This is a genomic window from Fodinibius sp. AD559, from assembly GCF_052712805.1.
Map to the genome: position 1 here is coordinate 142,198 of NZ_JBQPVW010000007.1, position 16,978 is coordinate 159,175.

14 protein-coding genes are annotated in these 16,978 nt (G+C 42.2%); 1 reads left to right on the forward strand and 13 read right to left on the reverse strand.

Annotated elements, in window-relative coordinates; genetic code table 11:
• Nucleotides 1-28: 28 nt before the first annotated feature.
• The gene (locus ACQ4LT_RS13005) at nt 29-1,138 is read left to right on the forward strand and encodes a vWA domain-containing protein (RefSeq protein WP_445666494.1); all 1,110 of its coding nucleotides are present in this window, start codon (nt 29-31) and stop codon (nt 1,136-1,138) included.
• Between the two features lie 56 nt (nt 1,139-1,194).
• Here ACQ4LT_RS13005 and ACQ4LT_RS13010 read toward each other — a convergent pair whose 3' ends face one another.
• The 13 genes from ACQ4LT_RS13010 to ACQ4LT_RS13070 form a co-directional block, all read right to left on the reverse strand.
• A complete protein-coding gene (locus ACQ4LT_RS13010; RefSeq protein ID WP_445666495.1) occupies nt 1,195-1,746 on the reverse strand; it encodes an OmpH family outer membrane protein in 552 nt (183 codons plus the stop codon).
• Nucleotides 1,747-1,764: 18 nt separating this feature from the next.
• On the reverse strand, nt 1,765-2,301 hold the full coding sequence (locus ACQ4LT_RS13015; protein WP_445666496.1) for an OmpH family outer membrane protein: 537 nt from the start codon (nt 2,299-2,301) through the stop codon (nt 1,765-1,767).
• Nucleotides 2,302-2,360: 59 nt separating this feature from the next.
• The gene (locus ACQ4LT_RS13020; protein ID WP_445666497.1) at nt 2,361-2,864 is read right to left on the reverse strand and encodes an OmpH family outer membrane protein; all 504 of its coding nucleotides are present in this window, start codon (nt 2,862-2,864) and stop codon (nt 2,361-2,363) included.
• A gap of 44 nt (nt 2,865-2,908) precedes the next feature.
• The gene (gene bamA / locus ACQ4LT_RS13025) at nt 2,909-5,389 is read right to left on the reverse strand and encodes an outer membrane protein assembly factor BamA (protein WP_445666498.1); all 2,481 of its coding nucleotides are present in this window, start codon (nt 5,387-5,389) and stop codon (nt 2,909-2,911) included.
• Nucleotides 5,390-5,439: 50 nt separating this feature from the next.
• Entirely contained in the window at nt 5,440-6,258 is an 819-nt protein-coding gene (locus ACQ4LT_RS13030; RefSeq protein WP_445666543.1) for an isoprenyl transferase, read from the reverse strand.
• Nucleotides 6,259-6,338: 80 nt separating this feature from the next.
• A complete protein-coding gene (gene ribH, locus ACQ4LT_RS13035; protein ID WP_445666499.1) occupies nt 6,339-6,806 on the reverse strand; it encodes a 6,7-dimethyl-8-ribityllumazine synthase in 468 nt (155 codons plus the stop codon).
• A 3-nt stretch (nt 6,807-6,809) separates the two neighbouring features.
• Nucleotides 6,810-7,649 carry a PHP domain-containing protein gene (locus ACQ4LT_RS13040; RefSeq protein ID WP_445666500.1) on the reverse strand — a complete coding sequence of 280 codons (840 nt, stop codon included), beginning with the start codon at nt 7,647-7,649 and terminating at the stop codon, nt 6,810-6,812.
• Nucleotides 7,650-7,651: 2 nt separating this feature from the next.
• A complete protein-coding gene (locus ACQ4LT_RS13045; RefSeq protein WP_445666501.1) occupies nt 7,652-9,301 on the reverse strand; it encodes a S41 family peptidase in 1,650 nt (549 codons plus the stop codon).
• Nucleotides 9,302-9,312: 11 nt separating this feature from the next.
• Nucleotides 9,313-11,313: a LysM peptidoglycan-binding domain-containing protein gene (locus ACQ4LT_RS13050; RefSeq protein WP_445666502.1), complete on the reverse strand. Its 2,001-nt coding sequence runs from the start codon at nt 11,311-11,313 to the stop codon at nt 9,313-9,315.
• Nucleotides 11,314-11,365: 52 nt separating this feature from the next.
• On the reverse strand, nt 11,366-13,036 hold the full coding sequence (locus ACQ4LT_RS13055; protein WP_445666503.1) for an NAD+ synthase: 1,671 nt from the start codon (nt 13,034-13,036) through the stop codon (nt 11,366-11,368).
• Between the two features lie 14 nt (nt 13,037-13,050).
• Nucleotides 13,051-14,727 (reverse strand): amidohydrolase, encoded by a 1,677-nt coding sequence (locus tag ACQ4LT_RS13060; protein WP_445666504.1) that lies wholly within the window; start codon nt 14,725-14,727, stop codon nt 13,051-13,053.
• 96 nt (nt 14,728-14,823) lie between these two features.
• The gene (locus ACQ4LT_RS13065) at nt 14,824-15,285 is read right to left on the reverse strand and encodes an NUDIX domain-containing protein (protein WP_445666505.1); all 462 of its coding nucleotides are present in this window, start codon (nt 15,283-15,285) and stop codon (nt 14,824-14,826) included.
• A gap of 11 nt (nt 15,286-15,296) precedes the next feature.
• A complete protein-coding gene (locus ACQ4LT_RS13070) occupies nt 15,297-16,949 on the reverse strand; it encodes a CTP synthase (RefSeq protein ID WP_445666506.1) in 1,653 nt (550 codons plus the stop codon).
• Nucleotides 16,950-16,978: the final 29 nt, after the last annotated feature.

The following is a 16,978-nucleotide window of genomic DNA, read 5'->3' on the forward strand; positions in this document are numbered from 1 at the left end:
TAGTCAAGCTAAAGTCAACCTTTTTACTATGCATTTCAAGTACCAACAATGGGATGAACGATTCGCCAAATCCAAGGGAAAATCCCCTTTTGATTCCCTTTGGGATACCTTTCAAGAGCTATTAACCATTGCCAGCGGTGATGTAGAACAAGCACTGCGTTGGCTTACGGAGCTTGATAATGATTATGATCTTACCGATCAGTTTGACCATTATAATATTGGTGATTTTGTCGATGAACTAAAAGAACGCAATTACATCGAGCAAGATGAAAAACAACAAATATATGTGATTACACGCAAAACTGAGCGAAGCCTACGCCAACGCTCTTTGGAAGAAATTTTTAATGATCTCAAAAAAGGAGCTGCCGGAAATCATCAGACCGACCATACAGGCAAAGGCTTAGAACGTCAGCCCGAAACACGCAAGTGGCAGCAGGGTGATGATATTGCCAATATCGATAGTGTGGGTACTATGATGAATATGCTACGGCACAGTAACATTGATCAAATGAAGCTCCACGAGGATGATATCCGTGTTCATGACACCGATCATTACACTTCAGTAGCTACGGTATTGCTTATTGATTTGAGCCACTCTATGGTACTTTATGGCGAAGATCGTATCACTCCTGCTAAAAAAGTGGCGATGGCGCTGTCGGAACTTATCCTAAATAATTACGCTAAAGATTCATTGGATATCGTTGCCTTTGGTAATGAAGCCTGGAAGGTAGACATCGAAGATCTCCCCTACCTTAAAGTGGGACCCTATCACACAAACACCCAACAGGCACTCGAACTGGCTCGCCATACCCTGCACCGGCGCAAGTTTGCCAATAAACAAATTTTTATGATCACCGATGGTAAACCATCCTGTATTATTGAGAATGACAAAATGTATAAAAATAGCTTTGGCCTCGACCGAAAAATTATAAACAGAGTTTTAGATGAGGCTGTTAAATGCCGACGAGACGATATTGACATCACAACATTTATGATTGCCCGAGATCCTTATCTGCAAGATTTTGTTCGAGAACTTACCCAAGCAAATAAAGGACGAGCCTACTTTGCATCCCTGGATAACTTAGGTGGCTATATTTTTGAGGATTACATCCGAAACCGTAAACGAAGGGTAAAATAAAAAAGGCAGCCCGTTATGCGAGCTGCCTCAAAAATACTCTAATATCGTTCGCTGCCTTAAATTCCCAGCTCCTGCATTACCTGATCAGTAATATTGTATTTCTCCTGGGCTTCATCAGAAGCATAAAGAATAATCTGATCACCCTGGCTGGTAGTGGTGTTAATCACATAGCTAAGCCCCATATCTTCAGCAACAGTACCTACAGCGTTATCAATCTGATCAAGAAGCGGACCTACCAATTCTTGCTGTTTCTGCTGTATCTCCTGCTGAATCTGTGTTTGATATTGCTGCAGCTCTGCATTCAACTTACCAAGGCGCTCTTCTTCGCGTTTACGAGCTGATTCGTTAATAACATCAGCTTTTTGTTGATATTCGGTAAGCTGCTGTTGAAAGTCTTGCTGCTTGTTAGTGAACTCTTCACGCTTACGCTCTATGAAGTTTTGCAAGCGCTGCTGAACCGCTTTCATTTCAGGCATCTTATTTAAGATTGCCTGAGGATCAACATAACCAATTTCCATTTGCTGGCCCTGTGCCTGTGCAGTAGAAAGCCCTGTAAAGCCAACAGCCAAAAGACAAAGTAGTGATATCGATAGTATTCGTTTTAACATAGTATGATGTGTTTTCAATTAATTCTGGTCAGATGTTTCGTTGATATATTGTGATACTTGCTCGGTAATATCCATTTTTTCGCTGGCAGCGTAGTAAACGACACTTTCACCATTTGCGGTTGCCTCGTTAATTACAAAATCGAGATTATTTCTTTCTGCAACCGTACTAATAGCTTCATTCATCTTATTGTACAAAGGTTCTAACAATTTGGCTCTACGCTGTTGAATCTGCTGCTGAAGCCCTTGGCGATATTGCGTCATTTCAGTTTCCATTTGTGCGAGCTGCTTTTCTCTCTTCTGGATTTCAGCATCAGACATATTTTCCTGATTCTGCTGAAATTCAGCAACTTCATCCTGAAATTCTGTTGTTCGTTGTTGGAGTTCTTGTCTTTTTTCCTGGATAAAACTATTCAACTCCTGCTCTACTTGTGAGCGTTCAGGCATCTGGCTCATTACTTCCTGGGTATTGAGATACCCTATATTCAGCTGTCCAAATGCCGATGTACTTACAACAAAAAGAAATAGAAAAAATAAACTTGCTAACTTTCTAAACATCAGATCAATTTATTTTTGGGATTCAATTATTCGGCTTGTGAGTATAAAAACTATTTTTATCAATTGCCTACTTCATTTAACGTAATACCAAGCTCTCTTAGTACCTCTTCATTTAAATTCCATTCTTGTTCACCGAACAGCATGTTTGAATTTTGGGCGCGATCAAAAACAAAATCGAAATTCTGGCTGTTAGCCACCTTGTTTATAGCTTTAAACACTTTACGTTGAATAGGTTCAAGTAGCTCTTTCTGTTTTTGATAGTATTCGCCTTCAGCACCAAACTTTTCATCCAAATACTGTTGTCGCTGCTGAACTTTATTTTGAATTTCCTGCTGTTTCTGCTTTTTGAGATCTTCAGTATATAAAATCTCTTTAGCTTTAAAATCTTCCTTCAGTTGCTCAATTTCCTGCTCCATTTTATCCAGCTGTTTATTCCACTCTGAACTGAGTGTACTCAACTGTTCCTGGATTCCTTGATACTCTGACATCTGAGACAAAATTTGATCGGTATTCACATACCCGATCTTTTGATCTTGTGCAGCAGCCACGCTGACACAAATCATCAGTACAAAACAGGTAATCGCGCTATATGAAAACAGATTTCTCACTATTCAAAAGGAGCTCCGATGTTAAACAAGAACTGCCATTCGCCCGGTAGAATTGGATTATTCGGAATCGGAATACCATCCAGACGATAACCATAACTAAGGTCAACCAGTCCAAGTATAGGCAAGTAAATGCGTGTTCCGAAACCAACAGACCGTTTTACGTCAAAAGGTGAAAATTCTCGACTATTGGCAAAGGCATTTCCGGAATCAAAAAACATATAGGGATGAACCTGTGCCTGCTGTTCAGTTATCGCAGGATAACGAAGCTCAAACGAATACTTCGTATATAAGCGTCCACCAATCGGCTCTCCATTTTGTATTGGTGAAATAGAGCCATTACGTCCACCGGGGAAACCACGAAGATCTATATTATCATCCAAAAAGCTCTGACGCTGCTGCATCTGCGTACCTCCCAGCTTAAAGCGTTGGAAATCACTTCGCTGGCTATCGGTCAGATAACCCAAATAACCATACTCAACGGTATTGGTCATCACGAGTTTACCAGCAACCGTTGTGTGATTTTGATACTTTGTCTTCAACTTATAGTACTGTGAAAAGCCGGGTAAGGGTGGTGCAATTTCACCTGAGATACTTAACTTCGATCCTGTTGTAGGGGCAATAGGATTATCCACAGAATTACGCTCCAACACCTGTTTTATGCTTGCGATACTTGATGTTCCCTCCGCAAGAAATGAAGCCCCACCAGCCACATCATACAGCTGATAAGAAATTACCGAACGATGGGTGAAGTAATCATCGGGCCAGTTCAATCGCCTGCCGAGAGAAACACTTCCCGAAAGCATTTCGTTACGGGAAGAAGAACCTCGATAACTGATTAAATCATAGCTCATATTTACACCCAGCGACAGTGGCCTTCCGCCTAACCACGGTTCTTGAAATCCAAGACTATAACTCTGATAGCCACTACCGGTAACCTGTACACCCAGTGATAATTTCTGCCCGTCTCCTGAAGGAATAGGATTCCATCCCTCACCTCTTAGAGCACGTTGCATTGAGAAGTTGTTAAAATTCAATCGCGCTGATAAAATGAGTCCAATACCCTGTCCCCCGAATCCGCCAGAGAATTCAAAGTTATCGGTACTCTGTGATTCATCAAGCTGGTAATTGATATCGACTGTATGATTTTCACGATCAGGTGACAAGTTAGGGGTAATTGCTTGTGATCGGAAATATCCCAACTGCCCCAACTCGCGAATAGTTCTTACAATTGCCTGTTGGCTATACTTCTGGCCAGGCACTGTTCGCAGAGTTCTACGTACAACATCATCGTGTGTTTTATTATTGCCTGTAAAGGAAACCTCTTCGATATATGCAATTTCATCTTCGTAGATATTCATATTTAAATCCACAGAGTCTTCACCTACAACTTCAATCTCAGGCTCAACTCTAAAGAACAAGTATCCTATATCGCGATAGAGACTGGTTATGTCAGTGCCTTCTTGGGAGAATTGCATCTTATCCTGGAATTTCTTCTGGTTGAAGATATCTCCCTTTTTAAAGCCCAATACTTCAGTAAGACGTTCATCGGTATAAACAGTATTTCCTTCCCAAGAAATATCACGAACCTTGTACTGTGGTCCTTCATCAACCGTAAGATTTACTTTTATACCTTCGGCAGGGGTCTTCAGAAACACTAACCTGCGTTGCGTATAAGGAAAGGTATAGACCGTATCGCTTGTTACGCGAAAATCGAGGAATCCATGTTCGCCATAGAAATCTCGCAAATTTTCTTTGGCTGTTTTAAAATCTTCTTCTTTGAAAAGCTTTTTTGAAAAAAACTTCCACCAGCGGTCTTCATTAATTTCGCCCAGTTCCTTTCGAAGTGTTTGATCGCTAAATTCCTCATTGCCATCAAATGTAATTTCTTTAACCTCCAACCGTTCACCGGGATCCACATTAAAATAAACTGTTACTCGATTACGAACCGTATCAGGTTTCGATTTCTCAACTTCAATATCGGTATACCAATATCCTTTATCGTCGTAATATCGCTGTATGGTATTTTTAGCCTGTGCCAATGATGATTCAGTAACAGCATACCCTCTTAGCAGGGTGATCTCTTCCTCAAGGTCTTTACGATGCGACCGTTTTGTGCCGCGTATCTCAAAACCTTCTAACCGGGGTTGTTCTTGTACTACGATTTTCAGATATATGCCCCCCGGTTCACGATTGGTCTCAATAATTTCTACATCAGAAAATAGCCCTGTTCTGTGTAGACTTTTAATGGCTCTTGACAAATCCTGCCCTGGAATAGTGATTTCAGTACCAACTTGCAGGCCACTCGTACCGATTACAAACTCTTTTCGCGAAGTTGTTAATCCCTCCACTTCTACCCCCAGTACTTCGAACTGCTGGGGACGATTATTCATCGGATTTTCGATATCTATAGTGGTATTCTGAGAAAAACCAGGATTATAAATGAAACAGAGGACGAAAAGAGTAACTAATAATTTCTTCACGTGGGTTCGTTGTTGAAACAAAATTGAGCTTACGATATTTATATGAAAGGTTAGGGTGTCAGCTCTTGAACGTATCGACTTGAGGATTTCTTTTGCGTATTTTCAGTAACTTTACCAAATCTACGTTCTCGTTGTTGAAATGATTGAATTGCTTTATATAACTCATCTCGGCGAAAATCCGGCCAGTATGTTTCTGTTATGTATAGCTCGGAATAAGCCAACTGCCACAGTAAAAAGTTACTGATCCGATATTCACCGCTTGTTCGAATTATTAGCTCAGGATCGGGGATATCAGCGGTTGACAAATGGGCACTTATCATCTCATCGTCAATCTCACCGGGATCAATATCACCTTCTTTCGCTGAAAGAGCCAGCTTTTTAACCGCTTCCGTAATATCCCAACGGCCCGAATAGCTGAGTGCAAGACAAAGTTGCAAACGATCATTATCTTTGGTCAGATCAATAGCTTCACCTAATTCTCGCTGACAACTTTTAGGGAACCGATCGATCTGTCCGATCGTTTCAAGCTTAATATTATTTTCATTCAAGTTTTCCGCTTCCTTACGCAGTGAGCGAGCCAACAAACGCATCAGGGCACTGACTTCCATCTTGGGACGACCCCAATTCTCAGTCGAAAATGCATAGAGTGTTAAATACTTAACGCCTATTTGTGCGCAAGCTTCGGTCACATCCCGAACAGAATCTACACCAACTTTATGCCCATACGAACGGATATTGCCGCGACTTTTAGCCCAACGTCCGTTGCCATCCATAATAATAGCTATATGTTCAGGGACTCCCCCCTGCTCTATTAGCGTGGACTGTGACTGCTTGTCACTGCTATTCTGTTCTTTATTTGTGAGCGAAATTGGTTCCAATACGTAGTATCCGTGTTTTATTAAGCTATCAATATTAGAGTATTATACCCGTTATTTCAAGCTAATAAGAATTATAAATTTTCAAATTTTTTAGTCAACGAGATCATTTCAATAAGGGCAAGCGCAGATTCTGCTCCCTTATTTCCTTTGAGCCCAGAACGTTCCTGCGCCTGAGCTACATTATCCGTTGTTAAAACGCCAAAAACCACTGGCTTATTACCCTCTAAATTAAGATTAGTCACACCACGATTTACGGCATCGCAAACATAGTCAAAATGCGGTGTATCACCTCGTATAACAGCTCCCAGCGTTATTACACCATCGGTATGATCTAATAATTTGCGCGCTGTAAACGGAAGTTCATATGCTCCGGGACAGTGAGCTATCCATATTTGTTCGTCACTAAACCCTTTGCTCTTCAGCGTATTTAGTGCACCTTCCAATAATTCATCCGTGATAAAAGAGTTCCATTTTGCAACGGCAATACCAATTCTAAACTCATTGCTATTGGTATCACCCTGTAAAATATTATCTGCCATAACCTAAACTTTGAGTGCTTTACGCTGATCCGTCAACCGAATCAATCGGTGCACATACTTGGTATTAATAGTGACGACTCCAAAAAATTTCTGATATTCTTTATCCCCGCCATGAAAATCACTACCACCGGTTTTTAGGAGATTGTGTTTTTCGGCAAATGCCTCGATCTGTTTTTGCCGATCATAATCGTGGCTCGGGTGAATAAACTCAATGCCATCAATTCCAGCCTCAACAAGTTCTTCGAGTTCATCCTCAGAATATAAATTACCGGGATGTGCTACCACAATAGCCCCTCCGGCTTCTTTTACCTGTTCAATAACCTTATGATGTGAATAATACTCATTATAAATACTGCCGAGCGACTGATCACTCAGATATCGAATAAATGCTTCTTTAAAAGAAGCAACATATCCCTTGTCAATAAGCACAGAAGCAATATGCGGACGACCAATGTTACTACCATTCGCTTCAGCTTTTACCTCCTCAATATCTATATCCAGGCCCTTTTTTGTAAGCTCATTAACAATCCACTTTCCCCGTTCCAACCGAGAGCGATAGTGTTGAGCTAATAACTGAGTAATGACTGAATGATCTGGATCAAAGCAATAAGCCAGCAAGTGACATTCACGGCCATTAAAATCTGCTGTGATCTCAACCCCGGAAAGCAAGGTTATATCTGTTTCTTCAGCTGCCGTCACCGCTTTTCGATAACCGCGAATGGTATCATGATCGGTGATGGATATGACATCCAAATTATGCTTTTTTGCATTTTTTATAATTTGCTGCGGCGTTGAATGTCCGTCAGATGCCGTCGTATGAATATGTAGATCTGCTTTAGCCACTCCTAATTAGATCCTGCTAAAATACTGTTATACTGTTCATTATTCTGTAATATTGATACAGCTTCATTGACCACCTCATCATGCGGCAGCCATGCAGCTGTTTGTCCCTGCTGACCTTTGTAACGCGCTATCAATTCCAGATATAATCTTTTTTCGAGATCAGGACGTTCTTCATCGAACTGTTGCTTCTTTTTTTCTCCAATAACGTTTTCCAACTCCTCAAGATGTTCCTTACTCTCACCCTCTATTCCATTGAGTAGCGAATCAATTTTCGCCAAATGCTTCTCGGAGGGCGTTTGATACTGGAAATCCTTCTCGGATACAAAAGCAGTAAATTCATCATATAAAGCATCAGAGCCAAAAGACTCACTTAAACTATCATGCGAAGCCGCATACTGATTGGCAAAATTAAAAAACAGGTTCTCCCTCAAAAGAGAAGTTTCAAGCAGTGATGATTCCTCATTGTCCACCTTGATATCCGGGGCAATACCGTTGCCATCATAAACCGTTCTGCCATTACGTGTTTTAAATTTCTTACGGAGTGAATCGGGTTTCAACACCGCACTGTTATCATCATCGTGCGTATAAGTTATAGACTGAATGCTGCGTCCGCTGGGAATATAGTATCTCGAAATTGTCATTTTAAGAGCTGTATTATACGAAAGCTGGGTTACGGTCTGCACCAAACCTTTTCCAAAGCTTTGTTCTCCCATAATTACAGCTCTATCATAATCCTGAAATGCTCCGGCCACAATTTCGGAGGCACTGGCACTACCTCCGTTTTGAAGTACTACTAATGGCATATCCGGCAAAACAGGCGTTTCTTCGGTTGTAAATGCATTATTATGCTTACTTTGACGCCCCCGTGTTTCAACAACCATCTTATTTTGTGGAATAAATTTATCAACAATCCCCACAGCCTCTTCTAACAATCCACCCGGATTATTACGCAGATCTAAAATTATTCCGTCAAGCTGGTTATTTGTGGTAAGATCTTCAATCGCTTTTCGCACCTCTTCTGCTGTGCCCGTTGAGAAGCGATTTAACAAAATGTAACCAATATTCTGAGAGTCTCCCACCAAGCCTGTATATCCTACATTTTTGACCTCAATGCGCTGGCGCTCCAACTCAAATTCTATAGGATTGTCGCTGCCATACCGCTCAATAGTTAAGGTAACCGTAGATCCCAGCTCTCCATCTATCAACCCTTGCACTGCTTCGGGCATCAAATCCTCAACCGATACCCCATCAACTTTTTTAATCACATCGCCCGATCGGATACCTTTGCGATGTGCCGAATACCCTTCTATAGGGGCAATAACCACAATTTTACCGCTCCGGAATCCTACATTCAAACCTACCCCTCCATAACTGCCACGACTGATGATTTCCATATTTTGCTGTTGAGCTTCATCAACCATTACTGTATAGGGATCAAGCGATTCCAGCATCGCATCAATCCCTTTGCGCATCAGTTTTTCGGGGTCCACCTCATCCACATACTCCAGAGAAACCGTCCGATATACTTCGCTGAAGATGGTAAAGTTCTTTTTAATGAGGAAATAGATATCCGGATTACGTGCCACACCTATCAGCGCTAAAGAAGTCAGCGCCAGCACTCCGGCAACTATAAGTTTCCTCATCTTGCTCATTGAAGAATATCTTATTTAATCTTCAATTGTTGACCAACATAAATTCTTGATCCGTTAAGATTATTCAACCGCTTAATCTGATTTATAGACACCCCAAAAGTGTTGGCTATTTGGATAAGGGTATCATTGGATTGTACGGTATACGTCACTTCTTCACCACCATCAGCCGATGCCAAATATGCTTCAGTTATATCTTTGCCGGATCGTTGCTCACGTTCCAGCTCCTGCTTTTTACTGAACGACATACTGTTGATCTGGCTGTAATACGACTGCTTTGACTGGGGAACATAAATCGTCAGATTTTGTCCCGGACGAATATAATTTGATATCCCATTCCAAGAACGTATTTGCCAAGCCCGCACATCGTACCATTCGGCAATATGACCGATGGTATCACCACTTTTGACCTTGTAGGTCAACTGGGCTGAATTAGCCGGCGCTTTTGATTTGGATCTTCCCTGACTCGTAGAGGTATTCCCTCTGGGCTGATGGGTAGGTTTATTAACGGCAATCTTTTCACTACTTCCCGGTGCCAGTGGTACTACGATTTTTTGGCCGGGATAAATGGTGTTTGAAAGACTTTCATTCGTCTCATAAAGTGCCCGCACCGAAGTTCCGTATTTCCGTGCAATATATCCTAAGGTCTCTCCCCTGTTTACCGTGTGCATAGCTACATTCTGGCTGCGCTCTTCTTTGGGGATGTCCTCGTAATTCGCAGCAAATTGTTCTTTCGTACCTGTTGGTAATTTTAGCGGATAACTGTTGCCTGGCGGTGTTGCCCAACGTAGTAACTCAGGATTATACTCTTTCAATTTTTCTGTTGTAATACCTGCAGCATCGGCCAAAGCGTCAAGCGGCATTAATGGGGCAACCTCAAAAACTTCGTAATCATATTCATCAGCCTCATATGTCCCTTTAAATCCAAACTGGTCGGGATTCATCTCAATCATAGTTGCTGCTATAAATCCGGGCACATACCCTTGGGTTTCTCGCGGTAAATAAGGGAGCGCAGCCCAATAGTCTTTTTCTCCGGCTGCTCTGATAGCACGTTTTAATCCACGGGGACTAATATTATATCCCGCCATTGCCAAGTGCCAGTCACCCCAAATATTATATAAATCTTTTAAATGCCGTGCTGCAGCGCGAGTTGCTTTTTCGGGATCGCGCCGTTCATCAACCCACCAGTTGACCTCCAGCCCATACATAGAACCGGTTGCACGAATAAACTGCCACATTCCAACGGCCGAAGCCCAGCTTCTTGCCTCGGGATTTAATCCACTTTCTACCATCGCAAGGTGCATTAACTCGGTGGGCACTCCCTCATCTTCAAATATTTTTTTCATCATCGGAAAATACTTCTTGGTACGCTTCAACCACGTTTCCATTACTTCCGGTCGTTTAAGCGTATAATACATCAGGTGGCGATTAACCTGACGGTTTTGAACCAGAGGTACTTCAGTTTTTGGGGTTGTAATATTATCCGGGAGTACATATCCCTCATTTTCATTCATCCAGTTATCTTCTTCAGAGTACAGCTCTTTCTGAATCGCAAAAATTTCACCCTTAACCTCTTTAGTAGAATCTTCTACCCCATAAAACTCTCGGTATTCGGTCATTACCGATCGGTATAAGGCACTAAATCGCTTATTGGATTGCACCTCGGGGTAAGTATCCAAAAGATTCTGCATAGCATTTAGGGCATCGGTGATATGCGTCTCGGCACTTAACGGATCATCCTGAATTTGTGCCTCAATCGCATTAACATGCATGCGATATATATCAGCAATCCGGCGCATCAAATCTTTTTGGAAATCGTCGAGCTTCACTTCCGACTTGGCTTCTTCGACTGCAAAATCATCCCCGCTCGTTTCCATAGGATTATTATAGGGAAGGAGCTTGGCAGGCATTGGGGTTTCCTCCAACTGGATATCTTCATCCTGTTGCTGAGCCCGTGAGGGGATAATACCTATGATTAAAACGAAAACAAGTAAAAGCTGTAACTTATTTTGCATAAAATTCTTCAATATAGAGTTAAATTTTTCGATGCGCTCCCTAATAATAACGTCAATTTCGATTACTTGTCCAACGTTGTACCAACGGCCAGCGTCTACCCGTCCCGAAAGCCTTGTCGCTAACTTTTAGTACAGGAACAGCCTGGAAACGCTTATACTCGTTACGATCAACCAGTGCAGCAATTTCTTCGACAACTTCAATATCAAATCCCTGTTCGGCAATTTCTGCAACTGAGAGCTGCTTTTCAATATAAGCCTCCAGAATAGGATCTAAAATATCATATTTCGGCAAACTATCTGCATCTTTTTGATCAGGACGCAATTCGGCACTTGGCGGCTTTTTAATAGTTTCTTTCGGAATAATTTCTTCACCATAATACTCTTCATTTAGCCAGTGAGCCATCTCATACACTTCCACCTTATACAAATCGGCTATTACCCCCAGCCCTCCGGCCATATCGCCATACAACGTGCAATAACCCGTAGCCAGCTCAGATTTATTACCGGTATTCAAGAGCATATTCCCAAATTTATTGGAGTACGCCATTAACAACGTACCCCGAATACGCGGCTGCAGGTTTTCTTCAGCTACCCCAAAAGTGGCATCCTTAAAAAGCGGATCTAAAGCTGCACTAAACTGATTATATAGATCTTTAACCGCTATCTCATGTAACTCGATTCCAATATTTTGCGCCAGTTGTTGTGAATCTGTAACACTTCCTTCTGATGAAAACTCTGACGGCATAGTTATTCCAACTACATTTTCACCCCCTAATGCTTCCCTCGCAATGGCAGCAACTAACGCAGAATCAATTCCTCCACTCAGTCCCAATACAACGTCATCGGCTATACCTGTTTTATCAAGATAATCTTGTAATCCCAATTTCAAGGCGTTGAACATCTGGACAATTTTTCCCGGCATCTCAGCAGGCTCAGGGCCTACATTTTCTAACGTATCCATTTTGGACTGCCAGTCAAGGTCAACATGTGCCTCTTCAAAAAGCGGAGCCCGACCTACTACTTCGGCATCACTGTTAATAGCCATTGAATCACCATCCGAAATTAGTTCTGTATTTCCCCCTACCTGATTCGCATAAAAAATGGGGACCTCCAAACGTTCAACATGCTGTTGCAACATTTCTTGACGCTTTCGAGGCTTCTCTTTGGTATAGGGAGATGCCGAGAGATTAAAAATCGCTTCTGCTCCCTTTTCCACCAGCTCTTTTGCAGGATCTACATCGTACGTCAAATAAGAAAGCTCAAAATTATGCCAAATGTCTTCACAAATCGTTATACCAATTTTTATCCCTTTAAACTCAATACACTCAAAAGCATCATTCGGCTCAAAATACCGGAGCTCGTCATATACATCATAGGTGGGCAACAGTGTTTTATGGATCTCTGCCACTTTTTCTCCATCCTGAGCTAACAGTGCACTGTTAAAACAATTGCGACCAGTACCATCATTTGGAGTTACCGTCCCGAATAAAACAGCAGTATCACCGGAATTTCTAACAATCCTGTCATTCGCTCGATATATGGTATCTAAAAAAGCCTGACGTTCAATTAAATCCATAGGTGAATATCCACAAACTACTAATTCCGGCAGCACCAGCAAATCTACATTATCTACTTCTGCATTGGCTATAGCCTGCTCAATCAGCGCAATATTACTGCTGATATCACCTATAGTAGGATTTAATTGTTCTAATCGGATGATCATAAATCAAAAAATATTTATTCCTCTGCAGAATATACCTTTTCGCCGCCGACCCAGGTCTCGAGTACTTTGGTTTGCCAGATTTTGATTTCCGGAACTTCAAAAAAGTCCCGATCTATAAGAATAAAGTCAGCCCACTTACCCGGTTCTAAACTGCCAAGCATATCTTCCTGATGTGCAGCGTAAGCAGCATCCAGCGTAAAAGAGCGAAGTGCCTGCTCACGAGTCAAACTTTCGGATGGGTACCAACCGCCTTCGGGATTCCCCTGATGATCTTGCCGCGTTACTGCTGAATATAAACCGTAAAACGGATTCACATGTTCTACCGGAAAATCTGAACCGAAGGCCAATGTCGTGCCCTGATCTACAAAAGTTTTCCAGGCATAACCGCCCTGAAGGCGTTCGGGCCCCACGCGATCTTCTGCCATATTCATATCACTTGTAGCATGTGTAGGCTGCATGGAAGCGATAATATTAAGCTCATTAAAACGGGGAATATCTTGCTGAGAAACAATCTGTGCATGTTCTACTCTGTTTCTCAATCCCTGATCTCCCAAACTGTCTTTAGCATTCGCAAATGCATTTAGCACCTGACGATTGGCTGCATCTCCGATGGCATGAATATTCGTTTGAAATCCATTAGACATCGTTTTTAGGACCATTTCATTCATCTCTTCTTGGGTATGGAACAGCAAGCCGGTATTCCCGGGATCATCGGAATAGGGCTCCAACATGGCCGCACCACGACTGCCCAACGCGCCGTCACCATAAATTTTAACACTTCGCAATGCCAACAGATCATCGGCATACGAAGTAATAGGACCATCTTGAGCAAGCTTATCAAAAGTATCCCCGGCTCCGCCAATCATCGCATAAATGCGTGTGGATAATTTTCCTTCATCAGCAAACTTTTTGTAGAGCTTCCAAACCTGTGCAGAAACACCCGCATCGTGAACACTTGTCAATCCCTTACTACGCATTTGCTGAAGTGCATTTTCCAATGCCATTTGTTGCTCTTGGGCCGTAGGATCGGGAATATGTGAAGTTATGAGTTGTTCTGCTTCATCTATAAACACACCGGTAGGCTCACCATTTTCATCGCGAATAATTTTTCCGCCTTCTGGTGCTTCCGTCTCAGCAGTGATGCCTGCCATTTCCATTGCTTTGCTATTCGCCCAGCCGGCATGACCATCCACTCGGCTCAACCAAACGGGACGCTCGCTCACTACTTTATCAAGATCTTCAGCAGTAGGAAAATCGCCATCGCCCCAATATGTATTATTCCATCCTCGACCTTCTACCCACTTTAAATCGGGATTTTCAGATGCATACTCTTCGATATGTGCTAAGGCCTCATCCAATGACTCGATGCCCATCAAATCTATATTCATAAGCATATTGCCCAATCCCATTACATGACCATGGGCGTCTACCAGGCCGGGAAGCATAACTTTTCCTTCACCGTCGACTACCTCTGTTTGGGATGATTGCTCAAACGTTGTATCTGAATACACATCCACAACCTTGCCATCTTTAAACGCCAAAGCTGAAAATTCTTTAAGGTCACCATCATAAAAAGTATATCCTTTGACATTTTGGATCACCGTTGTCTTTGAGCTTTGATCATTTTGGCAAGCATAACCAGCAAAGCCCACACATAAAAAGGCTACAATTAAAAGTCGAAGATTAAACATAAGTTAAGTGTAGATATGGTTAAAAATTAAGCTTCTAAATTTATGACAATCCCATAGGATTAAAAAACAGATTATCATCCTAAACACAAGAAGCAATTAAAACACCGGATACTTAAACCGTCGGTCCCAGTCTTGAATTTTCTCTATAAGGCTGGAAGGGGCAAAATCTAATTCAGACAACTCATCAATAGGCATCCATTGTAAATCGTGCAATAACTGACGATCCCAAGATAACTCTGGATCTTTGCCTAACTTTTCTGTTCCACTCGTTTTTTTAACTTCAAAGAAACATTCCACAGCATGGTACGATTTGCGTAACAACTCATTCACATGTACAAGCTCATTAACTTTCACCGAAAGATTCGTCTCTTCTTTAAATTCTCGTTTTAGACAATCCTTCATCGATTCTCCAAACGTAAGCCCACCACCGGGAGGCATCCAAACCAATTTATCAGTAATGGGAGAATGGATTTGAGCCAACAATATTTCATCATCTTGGATCAGCACTCCGCAAACTCGTACTCGCAATTTATTAGCAAACGTCTGATCCAGTGACATGGCTTTTCCTCTTAGTTAATTACAACTTTTTCCCGTTTAATGGGCTCAGCCAAATCGTTGTCTTTAGCATGTTTTAAGCTGGCCTTAACAAAATCTACAAACAGCGGTTGGGGATTATTTACTGTTGAGCAATATTCGGGATGGAACTGTACGCCCACAAACCAGGGATGATCAGGTAATTCAATAATCTCCACAAGATCGCGTTCGGGATTAAATCCAACCAACTTCATGCCGTCTTCTACCAACTTATAGCGCAAGTTGTTGTTAACCTCGTAACGATGGCGATGACGTTCCTGCACAAGTTCTTCGCCATAGGCCTCATATGTCTTGGTATCCTTTTTGATCTTGCAATCATAAAGTCCCAAGCGCATGGTACCACCTTTTTCTTCTATATTTTTCTGATCTGGCATCAAGTCAATAATCGGATACTCGCTATCTTCATCAAATTCTGTACTATTAGCTGTTTCCCATCCACATACATTACGTGCAAATTCAATGACAGCACATTGCATTCCCAGACAAATTCCAAAATAAGGAATTCCATTTTCACGGGCATAGTTGGCCGCTGCCAATTTTCCGTCAATACCACGCCCTCCAAAACCCGGAGCCACCAAAACACCCGAAACATCCTCCAGATTTTCAACTATATTTTCTTTGGTCAAGTCATCTGACTGTAACCAGCGGATATTCACTTCACAATCGTTTACCGCTCCTCCATGAATCAACGCTTCCACGATTGATTTATAAGCGTCATGATGTTCCACATATTTACCTACGAGGGCAATAGTTATTTCGGTAGATGGATTTCGAATGGCCTCAACAAACCCCTTCCATCTCTCCAAATCCGCATCACCGGCTTCGAGTTTCAGCTTTTCAATCACTCGCTTGTCAAGTCCCTCATCCTGCATCATAAAGGGGACCTGATAAATGCTCTCAGCATCCAGCGATGCAATCACATCATCATATTCAACATTACAGAACTGGGCAATTTTATTACGAATAGTATCGTCAAGCTCATATTCCGATCGAGCTACAATAATATCGGGCTGAAGCCCACTTTCGGAAAGCGTTTTTACGGAGTGCTGGGTCGGCTTGGTTTTGAGCTCACGGGCTGCTGACAAATACGGTACCAACGTTAAATGTATAGAAAGCGTATTCGATCGTCCTACATCGTACCGCAGCTGTCGAACGGCCTCGATATAGGGCAGGCTTTCGATATCGCCTACCGTACCCCCAATCTCGGTGATTACGACATCGTAATCTCCGGATTCGCCCAGATCAACAATATGCGACTTAATTTCATCAGTGATATGCGGAATCACCTGAACGGTCTTTCCCAGATATGCCCCCTGACGCTCTTTAGAAATAACATCATTGTAAACACGTCCGGTGGTAACATTATTCTCTTGGGATGTCTTGATATCCAAAAAACGCTCGTAATGCCCCAAATCGAGATCGGTTTCCGCACCGTCTTCGGTGACGTAAACCTCTCCGTGTTCGTAGGGATTCATCGTTCCGGGATCCACATTGATATAAGGATCAAGCTTTTGAACAGTCACGTTTAATCCGCGTGCAACCAACAGACGCCCCAGCGATGCACAAATAATTCCTTTTCCCAGTGAAGATGTAACTCCGCCCGTTACGAAGATATATTTAGTGGACATGTCAGATCAGTTTGATTAGGTAAAATTAA

Excerpts from the sequence above, each read along its gene's own strand:
- ACQ4LT_RS13005 (WP_445666494.1), top strand. The coding sequence starts at position 29 with ATGCATTTCAAGTACCAACAATGGGATGAACGATTCGCCAAATCCAAG.
- ACQ4LT_RS13010 (WP_445666495.1), bottom strand. The coding sequence starts at position 1,746 with ATGTTAAAACGAATACTATCGATATCACTACTTTGTCTTTTGGCTGTT.
- ACQ4LT_RS13015 (WP_445666496.1), bottom strand. The coding sequence starts at position 2,301 with ATGTTTAGAAAGTTAGCAAGTTTATTTTTTCTATTTCTTTTTGTTGTA.
- ACQ4LT_RS13020 (WP_445666497.1), bottom strand. The coding sequence starts at position 2,864 with ATGATTTGTGTCAGCGTGGCTGCTGCACAAGATCAAAAGATCGGGTAT.
- ribH (WP_445666499.1), bottom strand. The coding sequence starts at position 6,806 with ATGGCAGATAATATTTTACAGGGTGATACCAATAGCAATGAGTTTAGA.
- ACQ4LT_RS13045 (WP_445666501.1), bottom strand. The coding sequence starts at position 9,301 with ATGAGCAAGATGAGGAAACTTATAGTTGCCGGAGTGCTGGCGCTGACT.
- ACQ4LT_RS13050 (WP_445666502.1), bottom strand. The coding sequence starts at position 11,313 with ATGCAAAATAAGTTACAGCTTTTACTTGTTTTCGTTTTAATCATAGGT.
- ACQ4LT_RS13055 (WP_445666503.1), bottom strand. The coding sequence starts at position 13,036 with ATGATCATCCGATTAGAACAATTAAATCCTACTATAGGTGATATCAGC.
- ACQ4LT_RS13060 (WP_445666504.1), bottom strand. The coding sequence starts at position 14,727 with ATGTTTAATCTTCGACTTTTAATTGTAGCCTTTTTATGTGTGGGCTTT.
- ACQ4LT_RS13065 (WP_445666505.1), bottom strand. The coding sequence starts at position 15,285 with ATGTCACTGGATCAGACGTTTGCTAATAAATTGCGAGTACGAGTTTGC.
- ACQ4LT_RS13070 (WP_445666506.1), bottom strand. The coding sequence starts at position 16,949 with ATGTCCACTAAATATATCTTCGTAACGGGCGGAGTTACATCTTCACTG.